Below are 25,363 nucleotides of genomic sequence, written 5' to 3'. Positions count from 1 at the left end.
GCATCGTTCGGCGGCGGCTGCCTGACCGAAAGTGCCTCCCGTGCAGGCGGTGCTCAGTGCAGCCTCCAGGTGAACTTCCCGCCGCCCACCCACCGGACCACGCTTGGGTCATCGAGGTCGTGGACCGTGATGCCTGCGGCAGCGGCGGCGAAGAGCACGTCCGTCATTGAGGTTGCCTCACCGACCACCTCCCCGTCGATCTCCACAATGCGAAAAGGAGGATTACCGGGCTGCACTCCCAGCACGGTAATCCTCGGTGTCGAGATATAGGGGCTCGCGCTCTCGGTCATGCAAAGACCGGTTCCACCTGAGGGCCGTCAATATGCCCGGGCGGAAGGTCTGTGAATCGGTGCCTGCCGCCCAGCACCACGACGGCATTATAAGGCGGGCATCCTTGGGTAGTTGGCGACGGCTAGCAGGGCAGCGATGTAGCACCTGGGGAGGTCACGCCGCTGCCCTGCTGCTTGCTGAAAGGGATCCGTTTGGGGCAGATGGCGGGCTGGATCGTGGGGTTGCGAGGTCAGTGGGCAGGCTCTTTGCTGGGCAGCGGCTCGGGTCCCGGATGCTGGCGAGCCTGTGGCTGCGGCGCTGGTGTCGCTGTCGAAGTGAGCCGGTCCGCGATTGCCGCGCAAAGATGCGGATCGCCCGCGTACGGACCATCTACGTCACTGTCGTGCGCTCACGTGCAGCTTCCCACGTTCCCACGTTCCCTCGCGCCTCTCGCCCGCCGGCTCGAGGGCTCGCGCCAACTGAACCAGCCGCGCCTGCCAGCAGATGGCATCAATCGCCTCAGCCAGGTGGTCATGCAGTATCCGGCGGCCGTCGTGCCCCCCAATGGGGGCCCAGACCGGTCTCTCCCAACCGCTCATACTCACCTCTACCGGGCGGCCGCGCCGCTCTGAACACTTTCCGCCTACGCCGACGGCCGCGATCGCCACCGCCGAACAGGACCATCCAGCACAACGTGCGATCACCGTCCGAACAACGGCAGTTCCAACGGCGTCACACCTTCGGCTCAGCCTCTGCCCCGTGCACGACGCGCTGATTAGCCGTGACGGGCCACGCGAGGCGGGAGCCATGTCATCGCCGCGGCACCGGTACCAGGTCGAGTTCGGCGTGCAGCACGGTCACCAGCGTGCCTTCGCTGCCGACGAGGGCTTTGGCCACGTCGAAGCCGTTCTCGGGCAGCAGCGAGTCGAGGTTGTAGCCGGAGACCCGGCGCGGGATCTTCGGGTAGCCGCGCCGGATGTCGGCCAGATACTCGGTGACGAGGCGCTCCAGACCGTCGTACAGCTCAGCGCGGCGGGCGCCCTCCGCGGCGATCCGCGTGCGCTCGGCCTCAGACGTCGGGCCGACCCACATCCGTGTACCGTCGTAGGTGAGCACCTCCAGGCGGCGCACATTATCGACGGTCTTGCCGTACGCCTGCGCGGACGAGCCGCACGAGTTGTTTCCGATCATGCCGCCCAGGGCGCAGTGGCTGTGCGTCGAGGGCTTCGGCCCGAACTGGAGCCGATGGTCGGACAGACGCTGGTTCAGGACATCCAGCGATCCCGGGCTCGACCACACAAGTACGCGCGTCAGGATCGACGGAGACCAGACCGTGGCAGTACTTGCTCCAGTCGACCACCACGGCCGTATTCGTCGACTGGCCCGCCAGGCTGGTGCCACCACCCCGCGACAGCACAGGGGCGCCGAAACGGGCACACACCCGCACCGCCTGCGCCCCGGCCTCCACCGACCGGGGCACGACGACGCCGATCGGCACCTGCCGGTAGTTCGAACCATCGGTCGCATACGCGCCTCTGCTGCCGACGTCGAACCTCCCATCGCTGGCAAGGCGGCGTCGAAATCCGCGGTCTCCGCCAAACGGACGGATGCCGAGCCTGTCCCTGTGGGGGCGCCGTGCTCGGACGCACTCGATCGGAGCCGGGGCGGGCCGTCTCCCGCGTCGGCCCACCCCGGCGTCTCAGTGGCCGGATGGGCCAGCCGTCACCGCACCTCTCCTGCCTGTCGTCGCCGGATGACGCGTCGTATGTGCGGCGAGCGCAGCAGACAGGTCCGGGTGGACCGGAATGTCTGGGCCTTCCCCCTCAGGGAACGGGCCGCCGATTGGGATGGCGGACAGTTCCAGGCTTCGGCCGTGGGCCGCCAGGCGGCATGCAGCCTCGGTGACGGCACGCTGGCCCTCCGTGGACCAGGCGCGTAGGTCGGCGAGGTCCAGGATCACCGGTCCGGTGCCGCGTGCCAGGACCCAGCCGATGGCACCGGCGAAGCGGTGAACGGCGTCCGGGCCCAGGTAGCCGGTGACAGAGAGAATGTCCAGGTCCCGTTCGACGCCGTAGTGCCACTCGATGGTCATGCCGAACCTCCTTCGAATCGGCCGGGAGTTCGCTCAAGGGCTGCGGGCATCCCGTGCGGGCCTGCCGTGGCACGATCGCCCCTCCGCTTCGCTGTCGGGCTCACCTATGCGGGCGGACTGCTCGCCGGAGTCCGGTATCCCAGGTGGATCTGGACGGGGCTCGGTTGCGGAGCTCTGTCCGGAGCGTCGTTCTGTAGCTGGCTGCCGTTCCAGTCGCGGGATGCATCAACTCCGTGTGTCTGTGGTGCTGCCGGGTGTGGAGGGCCACGATTCTCGACTTCAGCTCACCGCTGTTCACCTCGTCCGCGCTTGTGCCGTGCCGGTGCCCGACGCGCTGCGTCGGGACACGATGGAGTTTCCCTGGGGGCTGCTCCTGCTGTGGACGGGGATGATCGGCGTCGCCGCCCTCGCGTGCTGGTGAAACTACTGGACCGGCTGAGGCGGGCGGCCCACCGGTTCGAGGGCGGCCGAGCGCAACCGGTTCAGCTCACCTCTGTTTTGCGACACGTCAGGCACGTGATGTGCCGCAGGGGTGTGTCGTGCGTCGCGCGGCCGGTTCCGACGACGTCCTGTGTCAGAACATGGCTCTCATGCGCGTGTTCACGGCAGACTCCCGCGCCGCAGCGGACGCACACCGCCACCGCAGGTGTCGCAATGATGTCGGGGCAGTCGTAGCAGTTCACGCTTGCCTCCCGCGGGAGTCGAGGGCCGCAGGTATAGGCCCGTTTGCCTACCTCCCATGCTCCTCTCGAATATTGCAGAATGCAAGAATGGCTGACTTCTCCGTGCAGCGAGGCCCTCCGACACCGGACCGCGGGGCGGGGTCAGAGAGGGGTGCACGGCGGGACGGCCTACGAAAGCCCTCGTCTTGCACCTCGATGCGGCCGGCCGGGTCAGACCGTTCCGCCCTTCGGACGGCGGCGGCCTCCCTGGGGGGCGACCGGCGGTGCCGGGTTGAGGGGGTCGTCGATGAGGCCACCGATGCGGCGGACTTCGTCGAAAGGGTCCACGGCCATTTCGTCGGCCGCCTCGGTCAGGGCCCTCAGAGCGGGAATGAGCCCAGCACGCGCGTCGGCGGGCAGCCTTTGCACGAGTGTGCGAATCTCGGTGCGCCGATGGGCGAGAACGCGCTCCACCAGGTTCCGCCCGACCGGTGTGAGGCGGAGGACGACCTCGCGCCGGTTGTCGGGATTGGTCTTGCGGTCCATGTGGCCGGCGGACTCCAAGCGCTCGACCATGCGCAGCGCTGTCGAGGGGTTGACTCCCAGGGTCGCGGCCATGACGGCGAGCTTTACGGGCCCGCAGGTATTCAGCACGACCAGAGCTCGCAGCTGAGGCAGGGTCAGGGAGTCGTCAGTGGACGCGAGAGCGCGGGCGGAAATTGCCACGAACAGCCTGGATGCCGCCATGACGGAGAGCGTGACCTCCTCGGCCTCCTGGTCGAGGCCCGCCTGGGAGGAGGGCTCGGGAGCGGGCTCGAGCCGATGGGGTTCCTGCTGCGTCATCGTGTCCGTTCCACTCTTCGTCCGACGCCCTTGCGGTCTGGTGCGGGGCTTTCCGACCCACGATCATTGCAGAGTGCAATGTTAAGATGGGTGTGGCGAGTCTGGAGTCACGTGGGCGGGACGGTTCCAGGACAAGGGGCGTACTGATGTTGAGGACCGAGCCGATACATGAAGCCTATTCGTTCGTCTGTCTGCGCTGCGGGCACGCCTGGGAGGGCGCCTTCGAGATCCGGCACTCGACCGATGGCCCTGGCCACGTACGCGCGGACTACTACGTGAACAGTCTCAAGGTCCCTTCCCCGCTGACCGCCAACCGGTGCCGCGTATGCCGCAGCCGCCGGATCCGGATCTCCGGCCCGGTCGAGTGCGGTCAGCCAGCCCGCGGTACGACTGACAGTACCGCCGACCACGACGAGGCATCCGGTCGCAGCCACGAGGCCCGCGATGGCGGTAGCGGCCATGATGATCGCCGGTGAGGCGCTGGCCAGGCGCGGGATCGCGTTGAGGGGAGCGGCGGCGTACGAGCCAGGACGGCCCAGCTGCGCAGCTGCACCGCGGCGAGCCGGGGACGCAGGCGCTCCGGCATGTGGCCGGTGACCATGGCCAGCCCTGTCGGCAGCAGAGTGAGGGAGAAGAAGGCGAGGTCGGCCCACTGCCAGGTCATGGGTGCGAGAGCTCCTGTGGTGTCCGGGGTCAGGTCAGCTGCGGCGGGTGGCAGCGATCATGACGAGTCCTGCGGTGAGCGCGGAGAGGCCGATGACCAGGACGGGGAAGCCGGGGCCGGGCAGGACGTACATCGCTGCCCCGGCCCAGGGTCAGTGGCGCCCCCGCGGTCGCCAGGACGGCCCTCATGCGTCGTTCGGACATGCTGCTCCTCTTGTGAGCTTGGTGCTGGTCAGGGGCGGGATGTGCGGTGGTGGAGCAGGTGAACACCGCCGGCGCACCCACGCCCAGGACCAGGCGGGAGGTGAACAGCACCGGGTAGGAGTCGATGACCAGGCCCGCGCCGCCGCCCAGCCCGTACACCACCAGCCCTGCGGCGAGTGGGAGTCGGACGCCGATATCGGCACCCGCACGCAGGACGGCGACGCGGAGACCGCGCCACTGGAGCATCCCGAGTACTACCGCTACGACCTCGACGTCCCCCGGATCGCCGAGGTATGGCGGCGGGGCAGCGTCGTCCGGTCCTGGCTGCTGGATCTCACCGCGGCCGCACTGCGCCGGTCGCCGGACCTGGAGGACTTCGCCGGGCGCGTCTCGGACTCCGGGGAGGGCCGGTGGACCACCATCGCGGCGATCGACGAGGGCGTCCCGGCTCCGGTGTTGACCGCGGCCCTGTACTCCCGGTTCGCCTCACGCCAACTCGATGAGTTCGCCGACAAGACGCTGTCCGCGATGCGTAAGCAGTTCGGCGGGCACGACGAGAAGAGGTCCATCTGACCGTGGCGGCACCCGTGAGGAACGGGCGAGGAGGACCAGCGGCATGGCACGACCGATCACGGTGCTGTTCGACATCGACGAGACCCTGGTGCACACCGGAGGGTCGGGGGCCCGCAGTTGGGCGTGGGCCTTCGATCGGCTCCAGGGGGTGTCGGCTGACATCGGCGAGCACAGTTCCGCCGGGGAGACCGACCCGCAGGTCGGCACCGCGACCTTCAAGGCGGTGCTGGGCCGCGACCCGGGCCCCGACGAGATGGCGCGGCTGTATGGCCAGTACCTGTGGCACCTGTCCGAGGGCATCTGGGCCTCGCCTGGCTACCGGGTACTCGACGGCGTCGAAGAGACCTTGCGGGCGGCTGATAGCGGCTGGGGTGATCCTCGGCGTGGTGTCCGGGGCGATGGAAGGCGCTGCCTGCACCAAGATGGAGCCGGGCAAGCTGGGCCGCTACTTCGTCTTCGGCGCCTACAGCTCCGACTCCCCGGACCGCACCGAGGTCACCCGCCTCGCGATCGGAGTCGCCAGTGGCCACTACCACGCCGGCAAACTGCGGGCAGCCGCGCCCGACCATGTGCTGCGCTCCCTGGCCGACCCTTTCCCCGGCCTGAGCTGACCACCCACGGCACGGCCCGTTCTCACGCAGGAACTACAGCCCGGCCGCCTCGGCGGCCGCGCCGAGTACCACGCGCAGCATCACCGGGGGAACCGGCCGGTGAAGACGTTGTGCTGGCTGGCGTGGTAGCAGCCAAATAGGTTCACTGCCGGGCCCGCGTCGGCGGCTCGCAGGACGGCCCGCGCGGATGGCCGAATACGGGGCGGGGCCGGGGCATCACCCAGCCGGCGGCCTCCACGGCGGCCTCCACGGCGGCCTCCACGGCGGCCTCCACGGCGGGCAGCACGGCGGCCTCCACGGCGGGCAGCACGGCGGCCTCCACGGCGGGCAGCACGGGCCCGCCAGCCGGCGTTCGACGAACCGCCGCGACTCCCCGGGCCGCGACCGGCACCCCTTAGCGTGTCTGCCATGCGAGACTCGTGACAGCCTGCAGGTCTCTGCCGCACAGTCTCTCCTGCCGGAATCGGGCGTGGTGGTCCGGAATCCGGCAGATGGACCGGCTGGCATGCACTGCAGACCGGTCTCGCGGTGGTCGCACGCCTCGACGGGTCGCCGCAGCGCAGCGCACACAAGGAGGCCCCTTTTGGGATCCACGCCTACCCCAGCACCGTCCGGCGACCAGCCGCTGGGTCAGGACGCTGACAGCGGCACTGCGGCCGCCTCGGCGTACCGCCTGGCGTCCCTCGTGTTGAACGTGTTCGACCTTGAAGAGTCGGTGCGCTTCTACCGTGAACTCCTGGGGTTGGAGGTCTCCCACCGGACCGGCACCGCCGCCTTGCTGATCAGTGGCGAGGGCTCCCAGCTGTATCTGCGCTCCCTGAGCCCGCATGCCGAGCACATGACCGGCGGGATCGGAGTGCACTGCGTGATCTGGACGGCTCCCAGCGCTGGAGAACTGCGGCTCTGCGAGCAGGTACTCAAAGTTCGGCACGCCCACACCACCACCCAAACGGCTGAGGGGTTCGTCTGGGTCGAGGGCTGCGATCCGAGCGGCGACACGGTGGTGGTGGCCCACCCGGGGCCCGAGGAAGCGGTGCGCAGCAACATCATCACCCGGGTCTACGCCTGGTGACTGCGGCTGGCACCGCCACCACCGCGAAACGGCGGCACCCGTGTGTCGTGGTCGAGCCGCCATGCTGTGCGTTGCGCATGCGGGGCATCTGCCGGAGGTGGTCAGATTGATCGGTCCGCCAACCCTTGCGGTCGGCTCGGTCACTGCAGCCTCCCGGCCGGTCCAACGGCGTGAGGTTGGGCAGTCTTTGCAGCGGACGGGAGGTCGATGGCATGCCCGATGACGAGCACGTGACGGGTGACGGTGCGCTGCCGCACGCGTCGGGTGCCTCCTCCCAGACCCCTGGAGGTTTCCGCGCGAACCTGACACGAGGTGACGCCGTCGTCGACGTGGCGACCTGGGCGGGCTCTATTCCGGCGGCCGGCGGGGTCGCTCCGCGGGTGCGCCTGGGCAGCAGGTGGTTCAACCTGCTGTGGCTGCTGCCGATCGGCTTCGTGGGGTTGCTGGGGTGCGTCGCCGCGGCGAAGGGACTGCGGGGCATGCCGTCGGTGCAGCGGTTCATCGCCGAGTATCCCGGCACCGATCCGCGCGCGGATCGGGACGGCGCCTACCTGGGCGTTCCGTCATGGGCACGGTGGTCGCACTTTTTCAACCTGTTCTTCATGTTGTTCACCCTGCGGTCGGGCCTGCAGATCCTGGCCGATCATCCGCGCCTGTACTGGACCCGGCACAGCACCCCGGGACGGGAATGGTTCCGGATGCAAAAGCCCGTCTCCGCTGACCCGCTGTGGACCGCGAAGCAGGACTCGATCGGCCTGCCCCGCGGGGTCGGCCTCCCCGGGATCCGGCACTCGATCGGTCTAGCCCGATGGTGGCACCTGGGGGTGAACACGCTGTGGCTGCTCAACGGCCTCGTCTTCTACGTGCTGCTGTTCGCCACCCCGCAGTGGAAACGCCTGGTCCCCACCAGCTGGAGCGTCTTCCCCAACGCCGCTTCCGTGGCCATCCAGTACTTGTCGCTCAACTGGCCGCGGGAGAACGGCTGGGTGGCGTACAACGGGCTCCAACTGCTCGCCTACTTCGTCACGGTCTTCGTCGCGGCACCCCTGGCGTTGATCACCGGGCTGGGCATGTCACCGGCGCTGTCGACCCGCTTCAAGCGGCTCAGCCGGGTGCTGAGCATCCAGACGGCCCGGTCTGTGCACTTCCTGGTCTTCACCTGGTTCGTGCTGTTCATCGTGGTCCACGTGAGCCTGGTCTTCACGACTGGGCTCCTGGTCAACCTCAACCACATCGACAGCGGCCGCAACGACAGCAGCTGGCTCGGCTTGTGGATCTTCCTCGGCTGGATGGCGGTGGTCGTCGCCGCCTGGGTCGCGGCCACACCGCTGACCCTGCGCCATCCCCGGGTCGTGCAGCGCCTCGGATACGCCCTTATCGGCCCCGCTCAGCGCCTGTTCGAACACGTCGACGTCTCCCCCGGCGAGTACACCGAGAAAGACATCTCCCCCTACTTCTGGCACAACGGCCGCTATCCCGACTCTGCCGAGTACAAGGCCCTGCAGGAAGGCGGTTTCGCCGACTACCGGCTGCGCATCGGCGGCCTGGTCGCCCACCCGGCCGAGCTGTCCCTCGACGACCTGAGGAAACAGCCCACGCACGAGCAGATCACCCAGCACTTCTGCATCCAGGGCTGGTCCGGTGTCGCCAAATGGGGCGGCGTGTCCATGGCCACGATCCTCGACCTGGTCACGCCCGACCCGCACGCCAAGTGGGTGGTGTTCTACTCCCTGGGAGAAGGCTCCGACGGCGGCACCTACTACGACGCCCACCCCATCGAACACATGCGCAGCAAGCTCGCCATGCTCGCCTACGACATGAACGACGAGCCGCTGTCATTCGGCCACGGCGCGCCGCTACGGCTGCGCAACGAGCTCGAACTCGGCTTCAAACAGGTCAAATGGATCAAGGAGATCGAGTTCGTCGCCGACTTCTCCGACATCGGCAGCGGCTTTGGCGGATACAACCAGGACCACGAATTCTTCGGCTACCGGCAGTCCCTGTAACGTCCGGCCACACGGTCGGCGCGTGAGACTGCCGGCGGTGACGAGCAGGTCGCCGGTGAGGCGCGGTAGTCCGCTGTGGGCTGCGGCCCACAGCGCCGCCGAGCAGGTCCGGACCGGCCTGCGCGGGAGCCCCCCGCCCCCGGGGAGACGCGGGACCACACCGGTGGGGCCCGTTGTCACGTGGCCCTCCCGGGCCGCCCCGAGTTGCCCTGGCTCATCGAAGCGGGAGACTGGTGGGATGCAGAGAACCTCCCTGGAAGCGCTGGCCCGGCAACAGCTGGAGCTGGCAGCCGCCGCGGGTGGTGGTCACACCGCGGACACCGTCTATGGCGGCCACGAGAAGGTCCTGCGTCAGACGGTCATCGGCATGACCGAAGGCGCCAGTCTCGCCGAGCACGAGAATCCGGGCGAGGCGACGGTGCAGGTCCTGCACGGGCGCGTGCGACTGTCGGCAGGTGAGCTGTCATGGGAGGGCCGCACGGGAGACCTGCTCATCGTCCCTGACTCCCGGCACAGCCTCGAGGCGCTCGAGGACTCCGCCGTCCTGCTGACGGTAGCCAAGCTGCCCTGACCTGCATTAGGCACCACGGCGCCGGCGTGCATCCACCGCGCGGCGTGGATCGCCCAGATGGCTCGTGTGTCCGAGCCCTGTGAGCAGCGTCGCCTGAAACCATCTGCGGGTGACGACGACCCATCCCCTGACGACGGCTCGCGACCGAGTGCCGGATTCGCGCTCGACCGTGACGCTGAAGGCGGCCATGGCGATCTCCGGCTTGGTCATGGTGCTGTTTCTCCTGGTCCACATGTACGGCGACCTCAAGGTCTTCTCCGGCCGTGCTGCCTTTGACGACTACGCCCGCTATCTGCGGACGATGGGTGAACCGTTCCTCCCTTACTCCGGCGCCCTGTGGGTCACCCGGGTGGTGCTGCTCGCGTTCGACTCGCGGGAGCGGAAGTCCCCGCCGTTGACGGTGTCGTAGAACAACCGGTGGATGCTGTCACCTCGATCTTGATCGAAGCATTCGGTGAAGGGCTGGGAGACCTGCTTACTGGAACGCGGCGTGGATTTCCTCCTCGGTAGCTGTGTGGGAGACCAGGAGGATTTCGTCGCCGGGCATCAGTTGTGTCTGGTCCGTGGGGACAGTGGGCTGACCGGCCCGGATGACGGTGGCGATGATGGTGCCCGCGGGGAGCTGGACGTCGGCGAGGGGGCGGCCGGCGACGTGGGACTGCGAAGTGATGGCGGTTTCGATCACATTCACGCCTGCCTTGCTCAGCCGGAGGAGCGCCACGGTGTCGGTGGCTCCGGTTGCTTCTTCGATGAGGGAGATCAGGGGGCCTGTAGCCGGAACGGCTACGTCGACGCCCCAGCGGTGATCGAACAGCCAGGTGTTCTCCTCGTCGTTGACGCGGGCTGCTACGCGGGCGACGGCGAATCGGCGTTTTGCGAGCAGGCTGATGACGAGGTTGTCCTCGTCGTCTCCGGTGGCTGCGATGACGAGGTCGGTGGTGTGTGCCCCCGCGTGCTCGAGGAGGCGCGCCTCGCAGGCGTCTCCCGCGACAAGCCGTACGGGGAGGTGACCTTCGAGTTCGGCGATGCGGTCCTCGTTCAGGTCGACGAGGGTGACGTCGTTATGGGCTGCTGCGAGGACCTGGGCGATCTGGGCGCCGAGGCGGCCCGCGCCGGCCACCAGTACCTTCATGTCCCGAGCTCCTTGTCCAGAAAGCCCCGCAGGCGGCCGAGAGCGGTGGCGGCAACAGTGAACGTGACCAAGTCGCCACCGACCGCCAGCGTGCTGTGCGCGGGAACGAACGAGCGGCCCGCGCGCGTGGCCTCCACGACGCGGATCTCGCCGTCCACATCCAGTTCGGCCAGCCGCCGCCCGGCGAAGTAGGCGGGCAGTTCGGAGCGGATCAGCAGGGTCTCGCCATTGCCGAAGCTGATCTCGGGCGAGAGGTGACGGTGCAGGAGCCTCTGGTGGATCTGATGTACGGCCCAGCTCACGCCGGCGATGGTGGGGATGCCGAGATCGCGGTAGATGTCGGCGCGGCGGGGGTCGAAGATGCGGGCGAGGACGATCGGCACCCGGTAGACCTCCTTCGCCGTCCGGGCGCTGACGACGTTGCTGCTGTCACCGGAGGTGACGGCGACGAACGCGTCCGCATGCTCGATCCCCGCAGACTCCAGCAGAGAGCGGCTGAACCCGTTGCCCTCGTGGAACTGGCCGCTGAAGCCGGCGGACAGCCGCCTGCGGGCCAGGGGACTGCGGTCGATGACGTGCACCTCATGGCCCTCGGCGGTGAGCCGGTCGGCAAGCGACGCGCCCACCCGCCCACAGCCCACGATGATCACCCTCATCGCTGTCCTCCCTTCCTGCCCAGTGAGCGAGAGCGTCGGCGCAGCCACCCCTTGCGGGCTTCCTCCGCGCCCAGCAGCACTGCTCCGAATCCGGCCAGAACCGCCCAGTCGGCGGCGGCCAGCGGCGCGGTGTTGAACACCTCCTGCAGCACGGGCACGTAACTGATCGCTGCCATCAGGGCCACCCCGACGAAGCCTGCGGCGAGCAGTCTCGGATTGGACAGCACTCCGACCCGGAAGACACTCTGCCGGTCCGTACGCACGGCCAGAGCGACGAAGAACTGACTGAGCACGATGCCCGCCTGCACCATCGTGACCGCCTCCCGGTACACGGGATCGTCTTCGGTGAAGTCGGCGTACGGAATCCCTGAGGCGCCAATGTGCCAGAAGAACACCACGCACACACCGAGCGCCTGGATGCCGCCCAGAAAGAGAATCCGTCGCACCACGGCCGCCGAGAACAAGGGCTCACGTCGGGAACGGGGCGGGCGGTCCATGACATCGGGCTCGGGCGGTTCCGCGCCCAGTGCCAGTGCGGGCAGGACGTCGGATCCGAGATCGATCGCAAGGATCTGCACCGCGCTGATCGGAACCAGCGGGAACCCCGTGAACGTCGCGGCCAGGACCGGAACGAGCTCGCCGATATTGCTGGCGAAAACGTAGACGAGGAACTTGCGGATGTTCTGGTAGACCGACCTGCCCAGCTTCACCGCCGCGGCGATGGAGGCGAACGAGTCGTCCAACAGCACCATCGACGCGGCCTCGCGCGCCACATCTGTGCCCGACGCACCCATCGCGACACCGATGTCCGCGTGTTTCAGCGCGGGGGCGTCATTCGCGCCATCACCTGTCACAGCCACCACCTCACCCCGGCGCTGCAGGGCGGCGACCACCCGCATCTTGTGCTCCGGGCTCACCCTGCACAGCAGCAGCTCCGCCGGCTGACCGAGCAGGGCATCGAGCGCGCCGTCGTCCAGCGTGTCGAGTTCGCTGCCCGTGACGACGGTGGGGGCGCTCTGCCGCACGATCCCCACACGGCGGGCGACGGCCTCCGCGGTCAGCGGGTGGTCTCCGGTGACCATCACGATGCGGATGCCGGCGCGCCGTACCGCGCGGACCGACTCGCTGACCTCCGGCCGCGGAGGGTCGAGCATGCCAACCAGTCCCAGCAGCGTCAGCCCCGCCTCGGCTTCCTCCCGCACGGGACGCGGGCCGGGAAGGGTACGGGAGGCGACCGCCAGGACACGCAGCCCCTGGGAGGCCAGGTCGTCGTGCGCGGTGGTGACGGCAGCCCGCAACCGGGCTGTCAGGGCCTGTGGTCTGTCCTGCCAGTGGATGGTGGTGCAGCGGGTGAGCAGTTCCTGGGGAGCGCCCTTGACGTAGGCGTGCCATTCGCCGTCCGCACCGTGGTGGACGGTGCTCATCAGCTTGCGGGTGGAATCGAAGGGGAACTCGGTCACCCGCGGTGTGGCGGCCTCCTGCGCGGTGACGTCCAGGCCGGCCTTGGCCGCGACCACCAGCAGCGCTCCCTCGGTGGTGTCACCGAGCACCCGCCATCCCGCGCGATCAGGCCGGGGGGACCTTGCCGCATCAGCCGGGGGCGGTACCAGCCTGGCGTTGCAGCACAGGGCCGCCACCCGCAGCATTTCGCGTACCGGTCCCGGGTCCGCCACCTGGCCCGTCGGCTCGTATCCCACCCCGGAGACGGAGTGCGAGGCGCCGTCGGCCCACATCTGTACGACGGTCATCTCCGCCTGCGTCAGCGTGCCCGTCTTGTCCGTGCACACGACGGTGGTGGACCCGAGCGTCTCCACCGCCAGCAGCTTCTTGATCAGCGCATGCCGGCGTGCCATGCGCCGTACGCCGATCGCCAGGGAGACGGACAGCGTCGCGGGAAGGCCCTCCGGCACCAGCGCGACCATCACCCCGAGCGCGAACACGAAGGTCTCGACGAGCGGGTCCCCAGCAGGAAGACGGACGGCGAACAGAACGGCCCCGATCGCCAACGCGGCCCCCGCCACCCGCCGGGCCATGGTGGCGACCTGGTGCTGAAGAGGGGTCTTGTGCCGCGGCGCGGCAGCGGTGAGCCGGAAGATGCGCCCGAACTCGGTCACCGCGCCGGTGGCGAACACCACGGCCTTCCCGGAGCCGGTCACCACGTCGGTCCCCATGAACACGCAGTTGCGCGCCTGCAGCAGTGGGCCCGATGCCACGGCGTCGTCGGTACGGCCTACCGCGTCGCTCTCCCCAGTCAGAGCAGCATTGTCCACCGAGATGTCGTGAGCCTCGATCAGGCGGCAGTCGGCCGGCACAGCGTCCCCCGCCTCAAGCACCACCACATCGCCCGGCACCAGATCCCGCACGGGCAGCTCCCGCCGTTCACCCTGACGCAGCACCCTGCAGGTATGCGGCACCATCGCCTGGAGCGACTCGGCCGTGCGCTCGGCGGAGTACTCCTGTGCGAACCCGATCGCAGCGTTCAGCACCACCACACCGAGGATCGCCACTGCCAGCTGCAGCGTGCCGGCGTCCCGGGGCTGTTGCAGTTCATAGGCCAAAAGGGTGATCACGGCGGCGACGAGCAAGACAACCGCGAAGAGATCGGTGAACTGCGCCGCGAACTGACGCCACAAGCCCTGTCGCCGCGGGCGCGGCAGTTCGTTGGCCCCGTACCGCTCGTGCCGCGCTGCCGCATCCGTCGAAGAGAGCCCTCGTGGTGAGGTGACCAGCGCCGTGAAGACCTCCGCTGCCGCCATGCTCTGCACCGGCCGGCCAGCCTGCTCCCGGCCACCTCCGTCAGGTGTCACTACCTGCGTGCCCGCACTCATCACTTCGGCCGGCGTGCCATATCGGGCTGCGGCGGTTCAGGGGTACGGCTGCCTAGATCTTCTCGGCTCTCCGTTTGGGCTGTGCGCATACTTCCAAGCTCCAGGTGGGCGTCTGGGGCGAAGCGGCGGTTAGCAGCGACTTGCCGCTCGCACGCAGATGGCCGAACCATCACGGATGGCGCCGGGCGTCGGACACGGCCGTTCCGGTACTGCCCGTCGTCGTCACGGGGACCTCCTGCGGTTACGCGAGTGCCTGGCCACCATCATGACGTCGCCTCCAGTGGAATTGCGGCATTCCTCCGCTCGGGGGTGTTATGCGTCCACAGATGCCTCCGGACACCGTGCTGGCTCTGTCTTGGGCTTGCCGTGCTGCCTGCACCGGCCGGGCCGACATCCCACGACATCGCAAGGTCGCTGGGGTCACGGCTCACGAGCTTCAGTGCGGGAGCAGCAGTTGGCACGTCTCCCCGGGCTGGACGCACACCGAGCGGTCTGGCAGGCGGATATCGATGGGGGAGCGGTTGGAGGGGGGCACCGTAATGTCGAGCCTTTCCCGCTCAAAACGCAGCCGCACGCCCCAATGGCCCTGGTAGCGGAGGGCGAATTCGTACGAGGACAGCTCTGGCAGTGGTACGGGGTCGAGCCAGAGTGCTCGCTGGCGGGTCTCGAGCCCGGGCAGTCCGCGCTGGACGAAGTCGAGGGTGCCCGCCATGGCGCCGAGGTGGATGCCCTCTCCGGTGGTGCCGCCCTGCACATCGGCGATGTCGCTCCGCAGTGCCTCCTGGCAGAACCTCCACGCCTCGGAGCGGCGGGCCCGGGCGAGGACCCAGGCGTGGACCACGCTGCTGAGGGTGGACCCGTGGCTGGTGCGGGCCAGGTAGTAGTCGACGGTGCGCCGCCAGATGTCCTCGTCGAGTCGGTGGCCCAGGCGATCGAAGAGACCCTGGAGTTCGGACGGTGGGAAGAGGTATGCCAGCATCAGCACGTCGGCCTGCTTGGACGCCCGGTAGCGGTTGGCGCTGTCGCCTTCCGCCTCCAGGATCCGGTCGAGACGCCGGATGTCGCCGTACCGCTTCCGGTAGTCGCCCCAGGGCCTTGACCCTTGATCCTGGACACACGAGACACTTGATCCTGAGGATCTGAGAACGGACATCTCGTGGTCATGAAGAACTATCCGTCGCAGTTCAAGGCGGACGCGGTCGCGCTGTACCAGTCGCGGCCCGAGGCGACGATCAGGCAGGTCGCCGCCGATCTGGGGATCAACCCCGAGACCCTGCGCAACTGGGTCCGGGCAGCCGGTGCGAGCCGGCCCCGGGGGCGCCGGGCGGAGGTGCCGACCGAGCCGCCGACGCTGTTGGAGGCGGAGAACGCCGCTCTGCGGAAGAAGGTCCGTGAGCTGGAGGAAGAGCGCGAGATCCTGCGGAAGGCGGCGAAGTATTTCGCCGGGGAGACGCGCTGGTGAACCGCTTCCAGTTCGTCGCTGACCATCAGCGCCGTTACGGCGTGAAGCGGCTGTGCATCATCCTGGGCATCGCCCGCTCCAGCTTCTACTACTGGCGGGCGACGGCCGCGGACCGGGCCGCCCGGCAGGCGGCCGACGCCCGCCTCGCCGCCCGGATACGGGCCGTGCACCGCGAGTCGGACGGCACCTACGGCGTCCCCAGAATCACGGCCGAGCTCCGCGAGGCGGGCGAGCGCGTCAACCACAAGCGGATCGCGCGGGTGATGCGGGGTGCCGGTCTATCGGGCATGCGCTTGCGCCGCAGACACCGCAGCACTGTTGCGGACCCGGCCGCGGCGAAGGCCCCGGACCTCATCGGCCGCGACTTCACGGCAAGCGAGCCGAACACGAAGTACGTCGGTGACATCACCTATCTCCCGCTGGACGGCGGGAAGTTCCTGTATTTGGCCACCGTCATCGACCTCGCCTCACGCCGCCTGGCCGGCTGGGCGATCGCGGACCACATGCGCACCGACCTCGTCACCGACGCCCTGTCCGCCGCCGAACGGACCCGCGGCAGCCTCTCCGGGGCGGTCATGCACACCGACCACGGAGCCCAGGGCGGATTCAACTGGTCGTCGCAACACCTTGATCACGGAGGTATGCGATGGGACGAGACCGGAAGCAGAAGGTGCCAAAGGCGCCTGCGGGAGCGCGACGGCAGTGGGCGGCGGATCGGGCGATGCGACCGCCGATGCGTTCACCGGGTCGGCCGGAGCCGTCTCGTGCGGTGCAGCGCCACTTCTGGCGGCGGATCGCGTCGGGAGTGACGACGGCAGAGGCCGCGGTGGCTGTTGGCGTTTCATGGCCGGTCGCAACCCGGTGGTTCCGTCACGCTGGCGGGATGCCGCCGATCAGCCTGGACGAGCCCACCGGCCGCTATCTGTCGTTCGCCGAGCGTGAGGAGATCGCGCTGCTGCGCGCCCAGGAGTTCGGCGTGCGGGAGATCGCTCGCAGGATCGGCCGCGACGCGGGCACGATCTCACGCGAGCTGCGCCGCAACGCGGCGACCCGGGGCGGCAAACCGGTCTACCGGGCTCTGGTGGCGCAGTGGAAAGCGCAGCAGGCTGCGAAGCGCCCGAAGACCGCGAAGCTCGCAGGCGACGACAGGTTGCGAGAGTACGTGCAGGAGCGGCTCGCCGGCAGCGTCCGTCGCCCCGACGGCATGATCGTCACCGGGCCTGAGACGCCTGGGTGGAAGGGGCTGAACAAGCCGCATCGGCAGGACAGGCGTTGGGCGACGGCATGGAGCCCGGAGCAGATCTCGCACCGGCTCCGTGTCGACTTCCCCGATGATGAGTCCATGCGCATCAGCCACGAAGCGATCTACCAGGCGCTGTTCATCGAGGGCCGTGGCGCGCTCAAGCGGGAACTGGTCATGTGTCTGCGCACCGGCCGGGCGCTGCGGGTTCCCCGTGCACGGTCGCAGAACAAGCCGCAGGGGCATGTCACCGCGGACGTCATCCTCAGTGAACGCCCCGCCGAGGCCGGGGACCGCGCGGTCCCCGGACACTGGGAAGGCGATTTGATCATCGGGACGGGCCGCTCCGCGATCGGCACGCTTGTCGAGCGCAGCAGCCGCTCCACGCTCCTGGTGCACCTGCCCCGGCTTGAGGGCTGGGGCGAGAGGCCGCCCGTGAAGAACGGCCCCTCGCTCGGGGGCTATGGCGCGATCGCGATGAACGCGGCGCTCACCACGTCGATGGCACCGCTGCCCGAGCAGTTACGCAAGACCCTCACCTGGGACCGCGGGAAGGAACTCTCCGGTCATGCCCAGTTCGCTCTCGATACCGGGACAAAGGTGTTCTTCGCCGATCCGCACTCGCCCTGGCAACGACCGACAAACGAGAACACGAACGGGCTGCTGCGTCAGTACTTCCCGAAGGGCACTGATCTCTCCCGTTGGTCGTCCACGGACCTCGAAGCCGTCGCCATGGCGATCAACAACCGGCCCCGCAAGGTACTCGGTTGGCGGACACCGGCCGAGGTCTTCGAAGAGCAGCTACGCTCGCTGCAACAGCCCTGTGTTGCAACGACTGGTTGAACTCGCCCAGTACACCAGCCGGGCCTTCGCCGACGCCTGCCGCCAGGCCGGCGTCCGCCAGTCCATGAGCGCGATCGGCAGCTCGGCGGACAACGCGCTCGCCGAGTCCTTCAACGCGACGTTCAAACGCGAGACGCTTCAGGGCCGAAAGCACTGGTCCAACGAACGCGAGGCCCGTCTCGACGCGTTCCGCTGGCTCAACCGCTACAACACCCGACGCCGTCATTCCCGCCTCGGACAACGCAGTCCCATCGCCTACGAGACAGCACTCGACACAACATCAACTACCCTGGCCCAAGCCGCATAGCCCGTGTCCAAGATTCCGGGTCAAGGCCCCGCGCGGGCCTGATCCCTTACTTGGACACACTCGGCTTCGACCTGGTCGGCTACGGCTGCACCACCTGCATCGGCAACTCCGGCCCGCTGATTCCCGCGGTGTCGCAGGCGGTCGCCGAGGCAGACCTCACCGTGGCCTCGGTGCTCTCCGGCAACCGCAACTTCGAAGGCCGCATCCACCCCGAGACACAACTGAACTACCTGGCCTCACCACCGCTGGTCGTCGCCTACGCCCTGGCCGGCTCCATGGCGGTCGACCTCACCCGCGACCCGCTGGGCACCGGCGACGACGGCCGACCCGTCCACCTGCGCGACATCTGGCCCACCCAGGACGAAATCCAGCAGGTGATCTCCACCAGCCTGCGGCCGAGCATGTTCACCGACGGCTACGCAGACCTGTTCACCGGTGACGAACAGTGGCGGGCCCTGCCCACTCCCGAGGGCGACCTGTTCACCTGGGATCCCGCCTCGACGTACGTGCGCAAGCCGCCCTACTTCGAGAACATGCCCCGCAGTCCGCGGCCACCGGACGACATCGCCGGCGCCCGGGTGCTGGCCCTGCTCGGCGACTCGGTCACCACCGACCACATCTCCCCGGCCGGCGCCATCAAACGGGACTCACCAGCCGGCGAATACCTGCAAACCCACGGCATCGCACCCGAGGACTTCAACTCCTACGGCTCCCGGCGCGGCAACCACGAGGTGATGATCCGCGGCACCTTCGCCAACATCCGGCTGCACAACCTCCTGGCCCCCGGAACCGAGGGCGGCTACACCCGGCACCTGCCCGACGGCGAGCAGACCACCATCTACCAGGCGGCGATGCGGTACGCCGCCGAGGGAGTCCCCCTGCTCGTCATCGCCGGCAAGGAATACGGCTCCGGATCCTCGCGGGACTGGGCCGCCAAGGGAACCGCGCTGCTCGGCGTCAGGGCCGTCCTGGCCGAATCATTCGAGCGAATCCACCGCTCCAACCTCATCGGGATGGGCGTCCTGCCGCTGCAATTCGCCCCCGGCGACAGCGCCCGCTCTCTGGGCCTGACCGGTGAGGAGCAGTACACCATCCACGGCCTGGCCGAGCTGCCCCACGAGGTCACCGTCGAGGCGGAAGGAACTGGCGGCACCACACGCTTCACCGCACGCGTACGCCTGGACACCCCGACGGAAGCCGACTACTACCTGCACGGCGGCATCCTGCCCTACGCCCTGCGCGCCCTGCTCACCACATGACACCGCGCCGAGAACCGCACCGCTGGCTCCCCGAAGCATCGACAACCCACGAAAGTCGTCCGCCTCGTCTGTGCACCACGGGCTGGGGCCGCCAAGGGGGGCCCTCATCCGCAGGGGCCCCGCCTCACTCGGCCTGGGCACCGGCGTCCGTCACCTCGACAGTCTCACGAACGATGACGACCGGACACGTGGCGTGCATTGCACACTGCTGACTCACGGAGCCCAGCAGTGTTCGACGGAATCCGCCCATGCCCCGGCTGCCCACCACGAGAGCCTTGGCCCCTTCCGCCTCACTGAGCAGCACCTCGACGGGATTCCCCTTGACCAGACGCTTTCGCACTTGGGCAGCGCCGGACTCGCCGAGAACCTGGTGCACTTGGTTGACGAGGCCCTGCTCGGCGATGGTTCTGTCGAACGTGGGGTCCACTGCGGGCGCGGACCATCCGTACGCCCAGGGCAGCTCCCAGGCAGCCACTGCCACCACATCACCGCCGATCAACTCGGCATACTGGACCGCCCACCGCAGCGCGGCATGCGACGAAGGCGACCCGTCGACACCCACCACGACGTTCAAGGCCGAGTCCCGTCCACTCATGAAATTCGCCCCTTCTACTCTCATATACGTCCACACTGGGCGAGATAGGTGTTATCCGCCATACAACCGCAGCCGACAGGGATACCCCGCCGATCCGGCGAGTGGGTAGGAGTCAGTGCGGGTCGGCGCGTCCAGCCGGTCGCGACACAACAGCCATGCGGGACTGTTCGAACGGCACACCATCGGATGGATGCCGACACACGTACCTGGAGACCGCACATGCAGAAGATCTCCCTAGACGCACAGGCCCGCGAGCAACTGGAACGGGCCGCCTCCACCTCCAGCGGGCGCAGCGCCACCACCGTCTACGGCGGCCATGAGCACACCCTGCGCCAGACCGTCCTCGCCCTGACCGCCGGAACGTCGCTGGCCGAGCACGAGAACCCCGGAGAGGCAACCCTGCTCGTGCTGCGGGGACGGGTGCAGCTCACCAGCGGCGAGACCACCTGGGAGGGGCGCAGCGGCGACCTGATCGTCATCCCCTCAGCCCGCCACGCCCTCCAGGCGATCGACGACGCAGCGGTGCTCCTCACCGTCGCCAAAGCCGGCTGACGTGTGAGCCGCACAGACCAGAGCCGCGGACAGCTGCTCACCTTCGGGCACAGCACCGCCACCAGAGAACGGATGGGCGCCCTCCTCGACGGCGCCGAGGTGCTGGCGGTGGTAGACGTCCGCACCGCTCCGGGAAGCCGCCACAACCCGGACACGAACCGAGGCGCGCTGGAGCAGTGGATGCCGCGTCAGGGGATCGCCTACCGATGGGAACCCCGGCTCGGGGGCTTCCGCAGGACCGCACCGGACTCACCCGACACGTTCTGGCAGAACGCCTCCTTCCGCGGATACGCCGGGTACACGCGAGACCCGCAGTTCGTGGCGGCAATGGATGAGCTACTCACGCAGGCCGCGGGTGTACGCACCACGGTCATGTGCGCGGAGGCGGTGTGGTGGCGCTGCCACCGGCGGATCATCGCCGATTTCGCCGTACTCGCGCGCGGGACCCCGGTGTTGCACCTGTCCCATGACGGGCGGCTGACCGAACACCGGCCGACGCCTGGTGCACGGCTGCGTGACGACGGCCTCCTCGTGTATGACCAGCACTGAAGAGCGATACGCGGCGCCGCATTCGATGTCACATCGGTGCCCGCCGTGGGCCCATGGTTGAGCGCTTCATAGGACCCGAGCTCACTGTGCTCTGCTGGGTCGCGGCTGCCTGGTCCGTGCGCGCGTGCGGCGGCGGGTACGAGACCGCAGCACCGTCTTGATCAGCTCGCCGGCCCACAGGATGGTCGAGCCGACGGCTGCGCACACGAGCCACTGGCTTGAGGTCAGGTCGATCGTGGTGAAGAAGCCGTGCAGGGCGTCCATCTCGACAATGAGAACCAGCAGCACGATCACAGCGGCACCAGCGACGAACATGGACGGGTTCTCCAGCGTCCGCCTGCTGAACACGCTCTGTGTGTCATGCCGGACGTTGAGCAGGTTGTAGACCTGGAAGAAGACAAAGGTGACGAAGGCCATGGTGCCCGCGACGGTGGCCTGCCCTGGTTCCGCCTCCGGGCCTGGACCCCAGGTCAGCACCGCGAGAGTACCTGCCGCCATCACCGCGCTGGCCAACAGGATCCGGGCAAGCCGCCTTCTGCCGAGGATGGGCTCGCCGGCCGGGCGTGGAGGCCGGCTCATCGCGTCGGGGCTGACGGGGTCGACTCCGAGGGACATCGCCGGCGGGCCGTCCATCACCAGGTTGACGAACAGGATTTGCAGTGCCGTGAACGGTGCGCCCCCTGCCAGGCCGGTCAGTGAGCTGACCAGGAACGTGGTCACGAAGCCCAGTGCCGTCGAGACCTGGAAGCGGACGAACTTCACGATGTTGTCGTAGATGCCCCGGCCCTCGCGGACGGCGGCCACGATGGTCGCGAAGTTGTCGTCGGTCAGGACCATCGTCGAGGCTTCCTTGGTCACCTCCGTCCCGGTGACGCCCATCGCCACCCCGATGTCGGCCCGGCGCAGCGCGGGTGCGTCGTTGACTCCGTCGCCGGTCATGGCGACCACGTCTCCGCGGGCCTGCAGCGCCCGTACGATCCGGATCTTGTGCTCCGGCGATACCCGGGCGACCACCCCCACCTCGTCGAGCCGGCCGGGCAGGGCGTCGTCGTCGATCCGGTCCAGTTCGGCGCCGGTGATGGCCTGCCCCGGGATCCCGAGTTCACCGGCGATGGCCCCGGCGGTTATTGCGTGGTCGCCGGTGATCATCCGGACCCGGACCCCGGCATCGCGGCACTCGGCGATCGCCGTGCGCGCCTCCGGGCGGGGTGGGTCGACGATGCCGACCAGAGCCAGCAGCACCACCCGGTCCAGCAGCTTCTTCGGGTCGGCGGGGGCCTGGAAGCCCTCGGCCGGGAAGTCTTCCGCCCCCAGGGCCAGCACCCGCATGCCCTGCCCGGCCAGAGCGCTGTTGGCCTGCTCGTAGCGCTGCCGCTCTTGCTGCTCGAACGGCAGGACCGTCTCGCCGCCGAGGTAGCGGTCCGCACGGTCGGCCAGCACATCGGGGGCACCCTTGACGAAGCACCGGATCACCTCGCGCCCGGTGTCGTCGGTCCAGTCGTGGAAGGTCGCCATGAACTTGTAAGCGGAGTCAAAGGGGATCTCCAGTCGCCGGGGCCGTTCCTGGCGCAGCCGAGCCACATCGATGCCGGCCTTCTCAGCCAGCACCACCAGCGCACCCTCGGTCGGATCTCCCACCACCTGCCCGTCCCGGATCACGGCATCGGAGCACAGGGCCATCGCGGTCAGCGCGTCGTCCATGGTGGCCGGCACCGGCGAGCCGTCGGTGGTGCGGATGCGGCCGTCCACGGAGTAGCCCTCTCCCGAGACCGTGAACCGGCGCCCGGCCAGCAGCAACTCCCGCGCCGTCATCTGGTTCAAGGTCAGCGTGCCGGTCTTGTCGGTGCAGATCTGCGAGGTACTGCCCAGGGTCTCCACCGATGCCAGCCGTTTGACGATCGCCCCTCGCTTGGCCATCCGGCCCGTTCCCATGGCCAGCGTGAACGCCACGACGGCCGGCAGCCCTTCAGGAATGGCAGCGACCGCCAAGGACACAGCGCTGACGAACAGGTCACCGAAATCCTGCCCGCGCACCAGCCCCAGGACGAACACAGCGACGATGACCACCCCGGAGACCCAGGCCAGGGTGCGGCTCAGGGCGTCGATCTGCCGCTGCAGCGGTGTCGGCCCCGGCTGGGCCTTGTGGAGCAAGTCGGCGATGCGGCCGGTCTCGCCGGCCATACCCGTGTCGGTGACCAGCACCTCCCCGCGACCGCGGGTGACCGCCGTGTTCATGTACACCGCGGTCACCCGGTCTGCCAGTAGCACCTCGGCCCCGACGGCGGCGTCGGCCGACTTCGCCACGGCCAGGGCCTCACCCGTCAGGACGGATTCCTGCACTTCCAGCGAGCTCGACGCAAACAGGCGGCCGTCCGCGGGCACCCGGTCTCCGGCCGCCAGGACGACTACGTCCCCGGGCACCAGTTCCTCGGCGTCCAATCGCACCAGTCGGCCGTCACGACGGACGGTGGCGGTGGTCACGGTCATCTGCCGCAGGGCATCCAGCGCCGCCTCGGCGCGGGACTCCTGTACGTACCCGATCGTCGCGTTGAGTAACACCACGACGACGATCGCCACCGGTGTCTCCCACTCCCGTGACACCACCAGGCTGACCGCTGCGGCGATCAGGAGGATGACGATCAGCAGGTCCTGGAACTGCCGTAGGAACGCCCGCCATGCGGGCTCTCGCGGCGCCTCGGCGAGCCGGTTCGGCCCATACTCCGCAAGCCGCCGGGCCGCCTCAGACGACGGGAGCCCAAAGGAAGGATCCACATCGAGTCCGGCGGCCACTTCACGGGCAGCCAGAGCGTGCCAGGAGGGCGGCAGTCCCGAGCTCGTCGACGGAGCCATGCCCTCATTGTTCCTGCGAGCGGCCGCTGCCGCAGTACGGGCGCAGCGTTGCGGGACTGCATTCCTACGCCAGCCGCTGGCCGCCGAAACCCACCGCTCGATCCGTCCAACCCCCTTCGAGGCCGGTCACCCTCGATCACAACGTGCCGTCCGGACCTTTCGATGGCTTCGTGTTTGAACCGCCACCTGGTTGATAGGCGGCATCCCCCGCCTGGGTGCGCGGCGGGATGCCTGGGCCCAGGCGATGGTCTCTTGATCCGCTGGCAGCAGGCAGGCGCCGGAGTCACCCTAAAAGGTACGGATACGGGAGGCATGATGAGCGGTCTGGTCGTGGTGGGCGTAGACGGTTCTGCCTCGGGTTTGGCCGCGGTGGAGGCGGCGGCACGGGAGGCACGGTGGCGCGGCGCAGGGTTGCGGCTGGTGCATGCGTTCATCTGGCCCGCCATGCACGTACCGCTGGGCCGGTCTTTCCCGGGCCCGCCTGAGAGCGGCTTGCGCAACATGGTGGAACGCCTGATGGCCGAAGCGCAGGAGCGCGCCAGGACGGTGGCACCTGAGGTCGACGTCGCCCGCGCTGTAGTGACCGGTGAACCGCTGACGGTCCTGGAAGCGCAATCACGTGCCGCGGAGCTCGTGGTTGTCGGGTCGCGCGGTATGGGAGGCTTCGTCGGGCTGATGGTGGGATCGACGGCTGTGCATCTGGCAGCTCATGGCCGGTGCCCCGTCCTGGTCGTTCGCGAGCAAGGTGAGGGCGCGGGGCCGATCGTGGTGGGCGTCGACGGCTCCTCGGCCGGTGCCGAAGCGGTTGATTTCGCTTTCACCGAGGTGGCGCTACGCGGGGTCGACATCGTTGCTTTGCACGCCTGGACCACATGGAACGCGCCGATGACGGCGCCGCAGGACGAGGCGGTGCCGTACGCGAACGAGCCGGGAGCGCTCGCTGCGGGGGAGGAACGTTTACTGTCCGAGGCGCTTGCCGGCCACCAGGAGACGTACCCGGGCGTGAAGGTGAAGCGCGCGGTCGTTCACGCCGGGACGCGGGAAGCGCTGATCGAGGCGAGCCGGACGGCCCAACTGCTGGTGGTCGGTGCGCGCGGACGCGGCGGTTTCGCCGGACTGCTGCTCGGATCGGTGAGCCAGGCAATGCTGCATCATGCACACTGCCCCGTCGCGGTGGTCCGCGGAACCGCCGATAGCCCCTGACCGCCGCTGAGTCATTCTGTTGACGGACGGAACAGTGTTGCTGTGCCTTGGGCAAAGCACGAAGCGTGCGGTCGGCGTACGGCAATGGGCAGCTTGATCAAACCCTGCCCCGGTGGCTCAAGCCTGCAAATCCGCGCCGAACCCGCCGTCGAAGCGGCCAGAATGCAAGCTCGGCGTGTGGGTTCACGTCAGGTGGCGTCCAGGATTCTGCGAACCTGCACGCCTTTCGAAGAGGCACAGCGAAGTACGAACGGCGCCCCTGTGGTGCCCCGGTCGTGTCTCCTGGGAGACGCCACCCGACATCCCTGCACAGGTGAGTC

Annotated in this window: 24 protein-coding genes and 3 pseudogenes; 15 read left to right on the top strand and 12 right to left on the bottom strand. The window is 68.8% G+C overall.

Going from position 1 to position 25,363, the window contains the following annotated elements; genetic code table 11:
- Positions 1-53: 53 nt before the first annotated feature.
- From QA802_RS06590 to QA802_RS06580, 3 genes and pseudogenes are all read right to left on the bottom strand, one after another.
- Entirely contained in the window at positions 54-290 is a 237-nt protein-coding gene (locus QA802_RS06590) for a hypothetical protein (RefSeq protein ID WP_266592380.1), read from the bottom strand.
- 799 nt (positions 291-1,089) lie between these two features.
- A pseudogene (locus tag QA802_RS06585) lies at positions 1,090-1,879 on the bottom strand (FAD-binding oxidoreductase); the annotation flags it as partial.
- Positions 1,880-1,969: 90 nt separating this feature from the next.
- Positions 1,970-2,362 (bottom strand): STAS domain-containing protein, encoded by a 393-nt coding sequence (locus QA802_RS06580; protein ID WP_334518848.1) that lies wholly within the window; start codon positions 2,360-2,362, stop codon positions 1,970-1,972.
- A 220-nt stretch (positions 2,363-2,582) separates the two neighbouring features.
- On the opposite strand from QA802_RS06580, the gene QA802_RS06575 reads away from it, so the two are divergent.
- A complete protein-coding gene (locus QA802_RS06575; protein WP_334518846.1) occupies positions 2,583-2,783 on the top strand; it encodes a hypothetical protein in 201 nt (66 codons plus the stop codon).
- Positions 2,784-2,844: 61 nt separating this feature from the next.
- Here QA802_RS06575 and QA802_RS06570 read toward each other — a convergent pair whose 3' ends face one another.
- Together QA802_RS06570 and QA802_RS06565 are read right to left on the bottom strand one after the other, a co-directional pair.
- Positions 2,845-3,045, bottom strand: coding sequence for a DUF2180 family protein (locus QA802_RS06570; protein ID WP_334518844.1), 201 nt, complete (start codon positions 3,043-3,045; stop codon positions 2,845-2,847).
- 210 nt (positions 3,046-3,255) lie between these two features.
- On the bottom strand, positions 3,256-3,867 hold the full coding sequence (locus QA802_RS06565) for a MarR family winged helix-turn-helix transcriptional regulator (RefSeq protein ID WP_334518842.1): 612 nt from the start codon (positions 3,865-3,867) through the stop codon (positions 3,256-3,258).
- Between the two features lie 885 nt (positions 3,868-4,752).
- Here QA802_RS06565 and QA802_RS06560 point away from each other — a divergent pair.
- Both QA802_RS06560 and QA802_RS06555 read left to right on the top strand, forming a co-directional pair.
- A complete protein-coding gene (locus QA802_RS06560; protein WP_334518840.1) occupies positions 4,753-5,307 on the top strand; it encodes a hypothetical protein in 555 nt (184 codons plus the stop codon).
- 398 nt (positions 5,308-5,705) lie between these two features.
- Entirely contained in the window at positions 5,706-5,918 is a 213-nt protein-coding gene (locus QA802_RS06555; RefSeq protein WP_334518838.1) for an HAD family hydrolase, read from the top strand.
- 142 nt (positions 5,919-6,060) lie between these two features.
- Here the strand turns inward: QA802_RS06555 and QA802_RS41455 are convergent, their stop codons facing one another.
- Positions 6,061-6,252 carry a hypothetical protein gene (locus QA802_RS41455; protein ID WP_443042078.1) on the bottom strand — a complete coding sequence of 64 codons (192 nt, stop codon included), beginning with the start codon at positions 6,250-6,252 and terminating at the stop codon, positions 6,061-6,063.
- A gap of 249 nt (positions 6,253-6,501) precedes the next feature.
- Between QA802_RS41455 and QA802_RS06545 the strand changes: the two genes are divergently transcribed.
- The 4 genes from QA802_RS06545 to QA802_RS06530 all read left to right on the top strand — a co-directional run bounded on the left by QA802_RS06545 (position 6,502) and on the right by QA802_RS06530 (position 9,976).
- Positions 6,502-6,990: a VOC family protein gene (locus tag QA802_RS06545; protein ID WP_334518837.1), complete on the top strand. Its 489-nt coding sequence runs from the start codon at positions 6,502-6,504 to the stop codon at positions 6,988-6,990.
- Positions 6,991-7,202: 212 nt separating this feature from the next.
- On the top strand, positions 7,203-8,996 hold the full coding sequence (locus tag QA802_RS06540; protein ID WP_334518836.1) for a molybdopterin-dependent oxidoreductase: 1,794 nt from the start codon (positions 7,203-7,205) through the stop codon (positions 8,994-8,996).
- 238 nt (positions 8,997-9,234) lie between these two features.
- Entirely contained in the window at positions 9,235-9,567 is a 333-nt protein-coding gene (locus QA802_RS06535; RefSeq protein WP_266686152.1) for a cupin domain-containing protein, read from the top strand.
- Between the two features lie 109 nt (positions 9,568-9,676).
- Positions 9,677-9,976, top strand: a complete 300-nt coding sequence (locus QA802_RS06530; RefSeq protein WP_334518833.1) for a succinate dehydrogenase/fumarate reductase transmembrane subunit — start codon at positions 9,677-9,679, stop codon at positions 9,974-9,976.
- Positions 9,977-10,042: 66 nt separating this feature from the next.
- On the opposite strand, the gene QA802_RS06525 is transcribed toward QA802_RS06530, so the two are convergent.
- The 4 genes from QA802_RS06525 to QA802_RS06510 all read right to left on the bottom strand — a co-directional run bounded on the left by QA802_RS06525 (position 10,043) and on the right by QA802_RS06510 (position 15,336).
- Positions 10,043-10,699, bottom strand: coding sequence for a potassium channel family protein (locus tag QA802_RS06525; protein WP_334518831.1), 657 nt, complete (start codon positions 10,697-10,699; stop codon positions 10,043-10,045).
- On the bottom strand, positions 10,696-11,355 hold the full coding sequence (locus QA802_RS06520; protein ID WP_334518829.1) for a potassium channel family protein: 660 nt from the start codon (positions 11,353-11,355) through the stop codon (positions 10,696-10,698). Before QA802_RS06520 ends, QA802_RS06525 begins: the two co-directional genes overlap by 4 nt.
- Complete coding sequence (locus QA802_RS06515) at positions 11,352-14,111, bottom strand: cation-translocating P-type ATPase (protein WP_334518827.1); 2,760 nt, start codon at positions 14,109-14,111, stop codon at positions 11,352-11,354. The genes QA802_RS06520 and QA802_RS06515 overlap by 4 nt, the downstream gene beginning before the upstream one ends.
- A gap of 508 nt (positions 14,112-14,619) precedes the next feature.
- The gene (locus QA802_RS06510; RefSeq protein ID WP_503461610.1) at positions 14,620-15,336 is read right to left on the bottom strand and encodes a glycosyl hydrolase family 65 domain-containing protein; all 717 of its coding nucleotides are present in this window, start codon (positions 15,334-15,336) and stop codon (positions 14,620-14,622) included.
- A gap of 9 nt (positions 15,337-15,345) precedes the next feature.
- On the opposite strand from QA802_RS06510, the gene QA802_RS41895 reads away from it, so the two are divergent.
- From QA802_RS41895 to QA802_RS06490, 5 genes and pseudogenes are all read left to right on the top strand, one after another.
- A complete protein-coding gene (locus tag QA802_RS41895; RefSeq protein WP_503461616.1) occupies positions 15,346-15,645 on the top strand; it encodes a transposase in 300 nt (99 codons plus the stop codon).
- Entirely contained in the window at positions 15,642-16,454 is an 813-nt protein-coding gene (locus tag QA802_RS06505; RefSeq protein WP_503461624.1) for an IS3 family transposase, read from the top strand. Before QA802_RS41895 ends, QA802_RS06505 begins: the two co-directional genes overlap by 4 nt.
- A complete protein-coding gene (locus QA802_RS06500; protein WP_443042057.1) occupies positions 16,367-17,728 on the top strand; it encodes an IS30 family transposase in 1,362 nt (453 codons plus the stop codon). The genes QA802_RS06505 and QA802_RS06500 overlap by 88 nt, the downstream gene beginning before the upstream one ends.
- A 4-nt stretch (positions 17,729-17,732) precedes the next feature.
- Positions 17,733-18,035 (top strand): annotated as a pseudogene (locus QA802_RS06495) (transposase); the annotation flags it as partial.
- Positions 18,036-18,064: 29 nt separating this feature from the next.
- Positions 18,065-19,294 (top strand): annotated as a pseudogene (locus QA802_RS06490) (aconitate hydratase); the annotation flags it as partial.
- Between the two features lie 124 nt (positions 19,295-19,418).
- On the opposite strand, the gene QA802_RS06485 reads toward QA802_RS06490, so the two are convergent.
- Positions 19,419-19,889, bottom strand: a complete 471-nt coding sequence (locus tag QA802_RS06485; RefSeq protein WP_334518825.1) for a universal stress protein — start codon at positions 19,887-19,889, stop codon at positions 19,419-19,421.
- 219 nt (positions 19,890-20,108) lie between these two features.
- Between QA802_RS06485 and QA802_RS06480 the strand changes: the two genes are divergently transcribed.
- Both QA802_RS06480 and QA802_RS06475 read left to right on the top strand, forming a co-directional pair.
- Positions 20,109-20,441 carry a cupin domain-containing protein gene (locus QA802_RS06480; protein ID WP_334518823.1) on the top strand — a complete coding sequence of 111 codons (333 nt, stop codon included), beginning with the start codon at positions 20,109-20,111 and terminating at the stop codon, positions 20,439-20,441.
- 72 nt (positions 20,442-20,513) lie between these two features.
- Positions 20,514-20,990 (top strand): DUF488 domain-containing protein, encoded by a 477-nt coding sequence (locus QA802_RS06475; RefSeq protein ID WP_334534361.1) that lies wholly within the window; start codon positions 20,514-20,516, stop codon positions 20,988-20,990.
- An 81-nt stretch (positions 20,991-21,071) separates the two neighbouring features.
- Here QA802_RS06475 and QA802_RS06470 read toward each other — a convergent pair whose 3' ends face one another.
- The gene (locus QA802_RS06470; RefSeq protein ID WP_334518821.1) at positions 21,072-23,840 is read right to left on the bottom strand and encodes a cation-translocating P-type ATPase; all 2,769 of its coding nucleotides are present in this window, start codon (positions 23,838-23,840) and stop codon (positions 21,072-21,074) included.
- Positions 23,841-24,155: 315 nt separating this feature from the next.
- On the opposite strand from QA802_RS06470, the gene QA802_RS06465 reads away from it, so the two are divergent.
- Positions 24,156-25,043 carry a universal stress protein gene (locus tag QA802_RS06465; protein ID WP_334534358.1) on the top strand — a complete coding sequence of 296 codons (888 nt, stop codon included), beginning with the start codon at positions 24,156-24,158 and terminating at the stop codon, positions 25,041-25,043.
- The last annotated feature ends 320 nt before the right edge of the window (positions 25,044-25,363 follow it).

It is taken from the genome of Streptomyces sp. B21-105 (genome assembly GCF_036898465.1).
GTDB lineage: Bacteria > Actinomycetota > Actinomycetes > Streptomycetales > Streptomycetaceae > Streptomyces.
The sequence above is the reverse complement of the archived record's forward strand: the minus strand, read 5'-3'. Positions and strand labels throughout refer to the sequence as shown.

Bases quoted from the DNA above. Each gene is read 5' to 3' on its own strand.
- QA802_RS06520 (WP_334518829.1), bottom strand. From the start codon at position 11,355: ATGAGGGTGATCATCGTGGGCTGTGGGCGGGTGGGCGCGTCGCTTGCC.
- QA802_RS06475 (WP_334534361.1), top strand. From the start codon at position 20,514: ATGGGCGCCCTCCTCGACGGCGCCGAGGTGCTGGCGGTGGTAGACGTC.
- QA802_RS06580 (WP_334518848.1), bottom strand. From the start codon at position 2,362: ATGACCATCGAGTGGCACTACGGCGTCGAACGGGACCTGGACATTCTC.
- QA802_RS06565 (WP_334518842.1), bottom strand. From the start codon at position 3,867: ATGACGCAGCAGGAACCCCATCGGCTCGAGCCCGCTCCCGAGCCCTCC.
- QA802_RS06515 (WP_334518827.1), bottom strand. From the start codon at position 14,111: ATGGCGGCAGCGGAGGTCTTCACGGCGCTGGTCACCTCACCACGAGGG.
- QA802_RS06525 (WP_334518831.1), bottom strand. From the start codon at position 10,699: ATGAAGGTACTGGTGGCCGGCGCGGGCCGCCTCGGCGCCCAGATCGCC.
- QA802_RS06500 (WP_443042057.1), top strand. From the start codon at position 16,367: ATGCGACCGCCGATGCGTTCACCGGGTCGGCCGGAGCCGTCTCGTGCG.
- QA802_RS06555 (WP_334518838.1), top strand. From the start codon at position 5,706: ATGGAAGGCGCTGCCTGCACCAAGATGGAGCCGGGCAAGCTGGGCCGC.
- QA802_RS06485 (WP_334518825.1), bottom strand. From the start codon at position 19,889: ATGAGTGGACGGGACTCGGCCTTGAACGTCGTGGTGGGTGTCGACGGG.
- QA802_RS06465 (WP_334534358.1), top strand. From the start codon at position 24,156: ATGAGCGGTCTGGTCGTGGTGGGCGTAGACGGTTCTGCCTCGGGTTTG.
- QA802_RS41895 (WP_503461616.1), top strand. From the start codon at position 15,346: ATGAAGAACTATCCGTCGCAGTTCAAGGCGGACGCGGTCGCGCTGTAC.
- QA802_RS06535 (WP_266686152.1), top strand. From the start codon at position 9,235: ATGCAGAGAACCTCCCTGGAAGCGCTGGCCCGGCAACAGCTGGAGCTG.
- QA802_RS06575 (WP_334518846.1), top strand. From the start codon at position 2,583: ATGCATCAACTCCGTGTGTCTGTGGTGCTGCCGGGTGTGGAGGGCCAC.
- QA802_RS06480 (WP_334518823.1), top strand. From the start codon at position 20,109: ATGCAGAAGATCTCCCTAGACGCACAGGCCCGCGAGCAACTGGAACGG.
- QA802_RS06470 (WP_334518821.1), bottom strand. From the start codon at position 23,840: ATGGCTCCGTCGACGAGCTCGGGACTGCCGCCCTCCTGGCACGCTCTG.
- QA802_RS06510 (WP_503461610.1), bottom strand. From the start codon at position 15,336: ATGTCCGTTCTCAGATCCTCAGGATCAAGTGTCTCGTGTGTCCAGGAT.
- QA802_RS06590 (WP_266592380.1), bottom strand. From the start codon at position 290: ATGACCGAGAGCGCGAGCCCCTATATCTCGACACCGAGGATTACCGTG.
- QA802_RS06540 (WP_334518836.1), top strand. From the start codon at position 7,203: ATGCCCGATGACGAGCACGTGACGGGTGACGGTGCGCTGCCGCACGCG.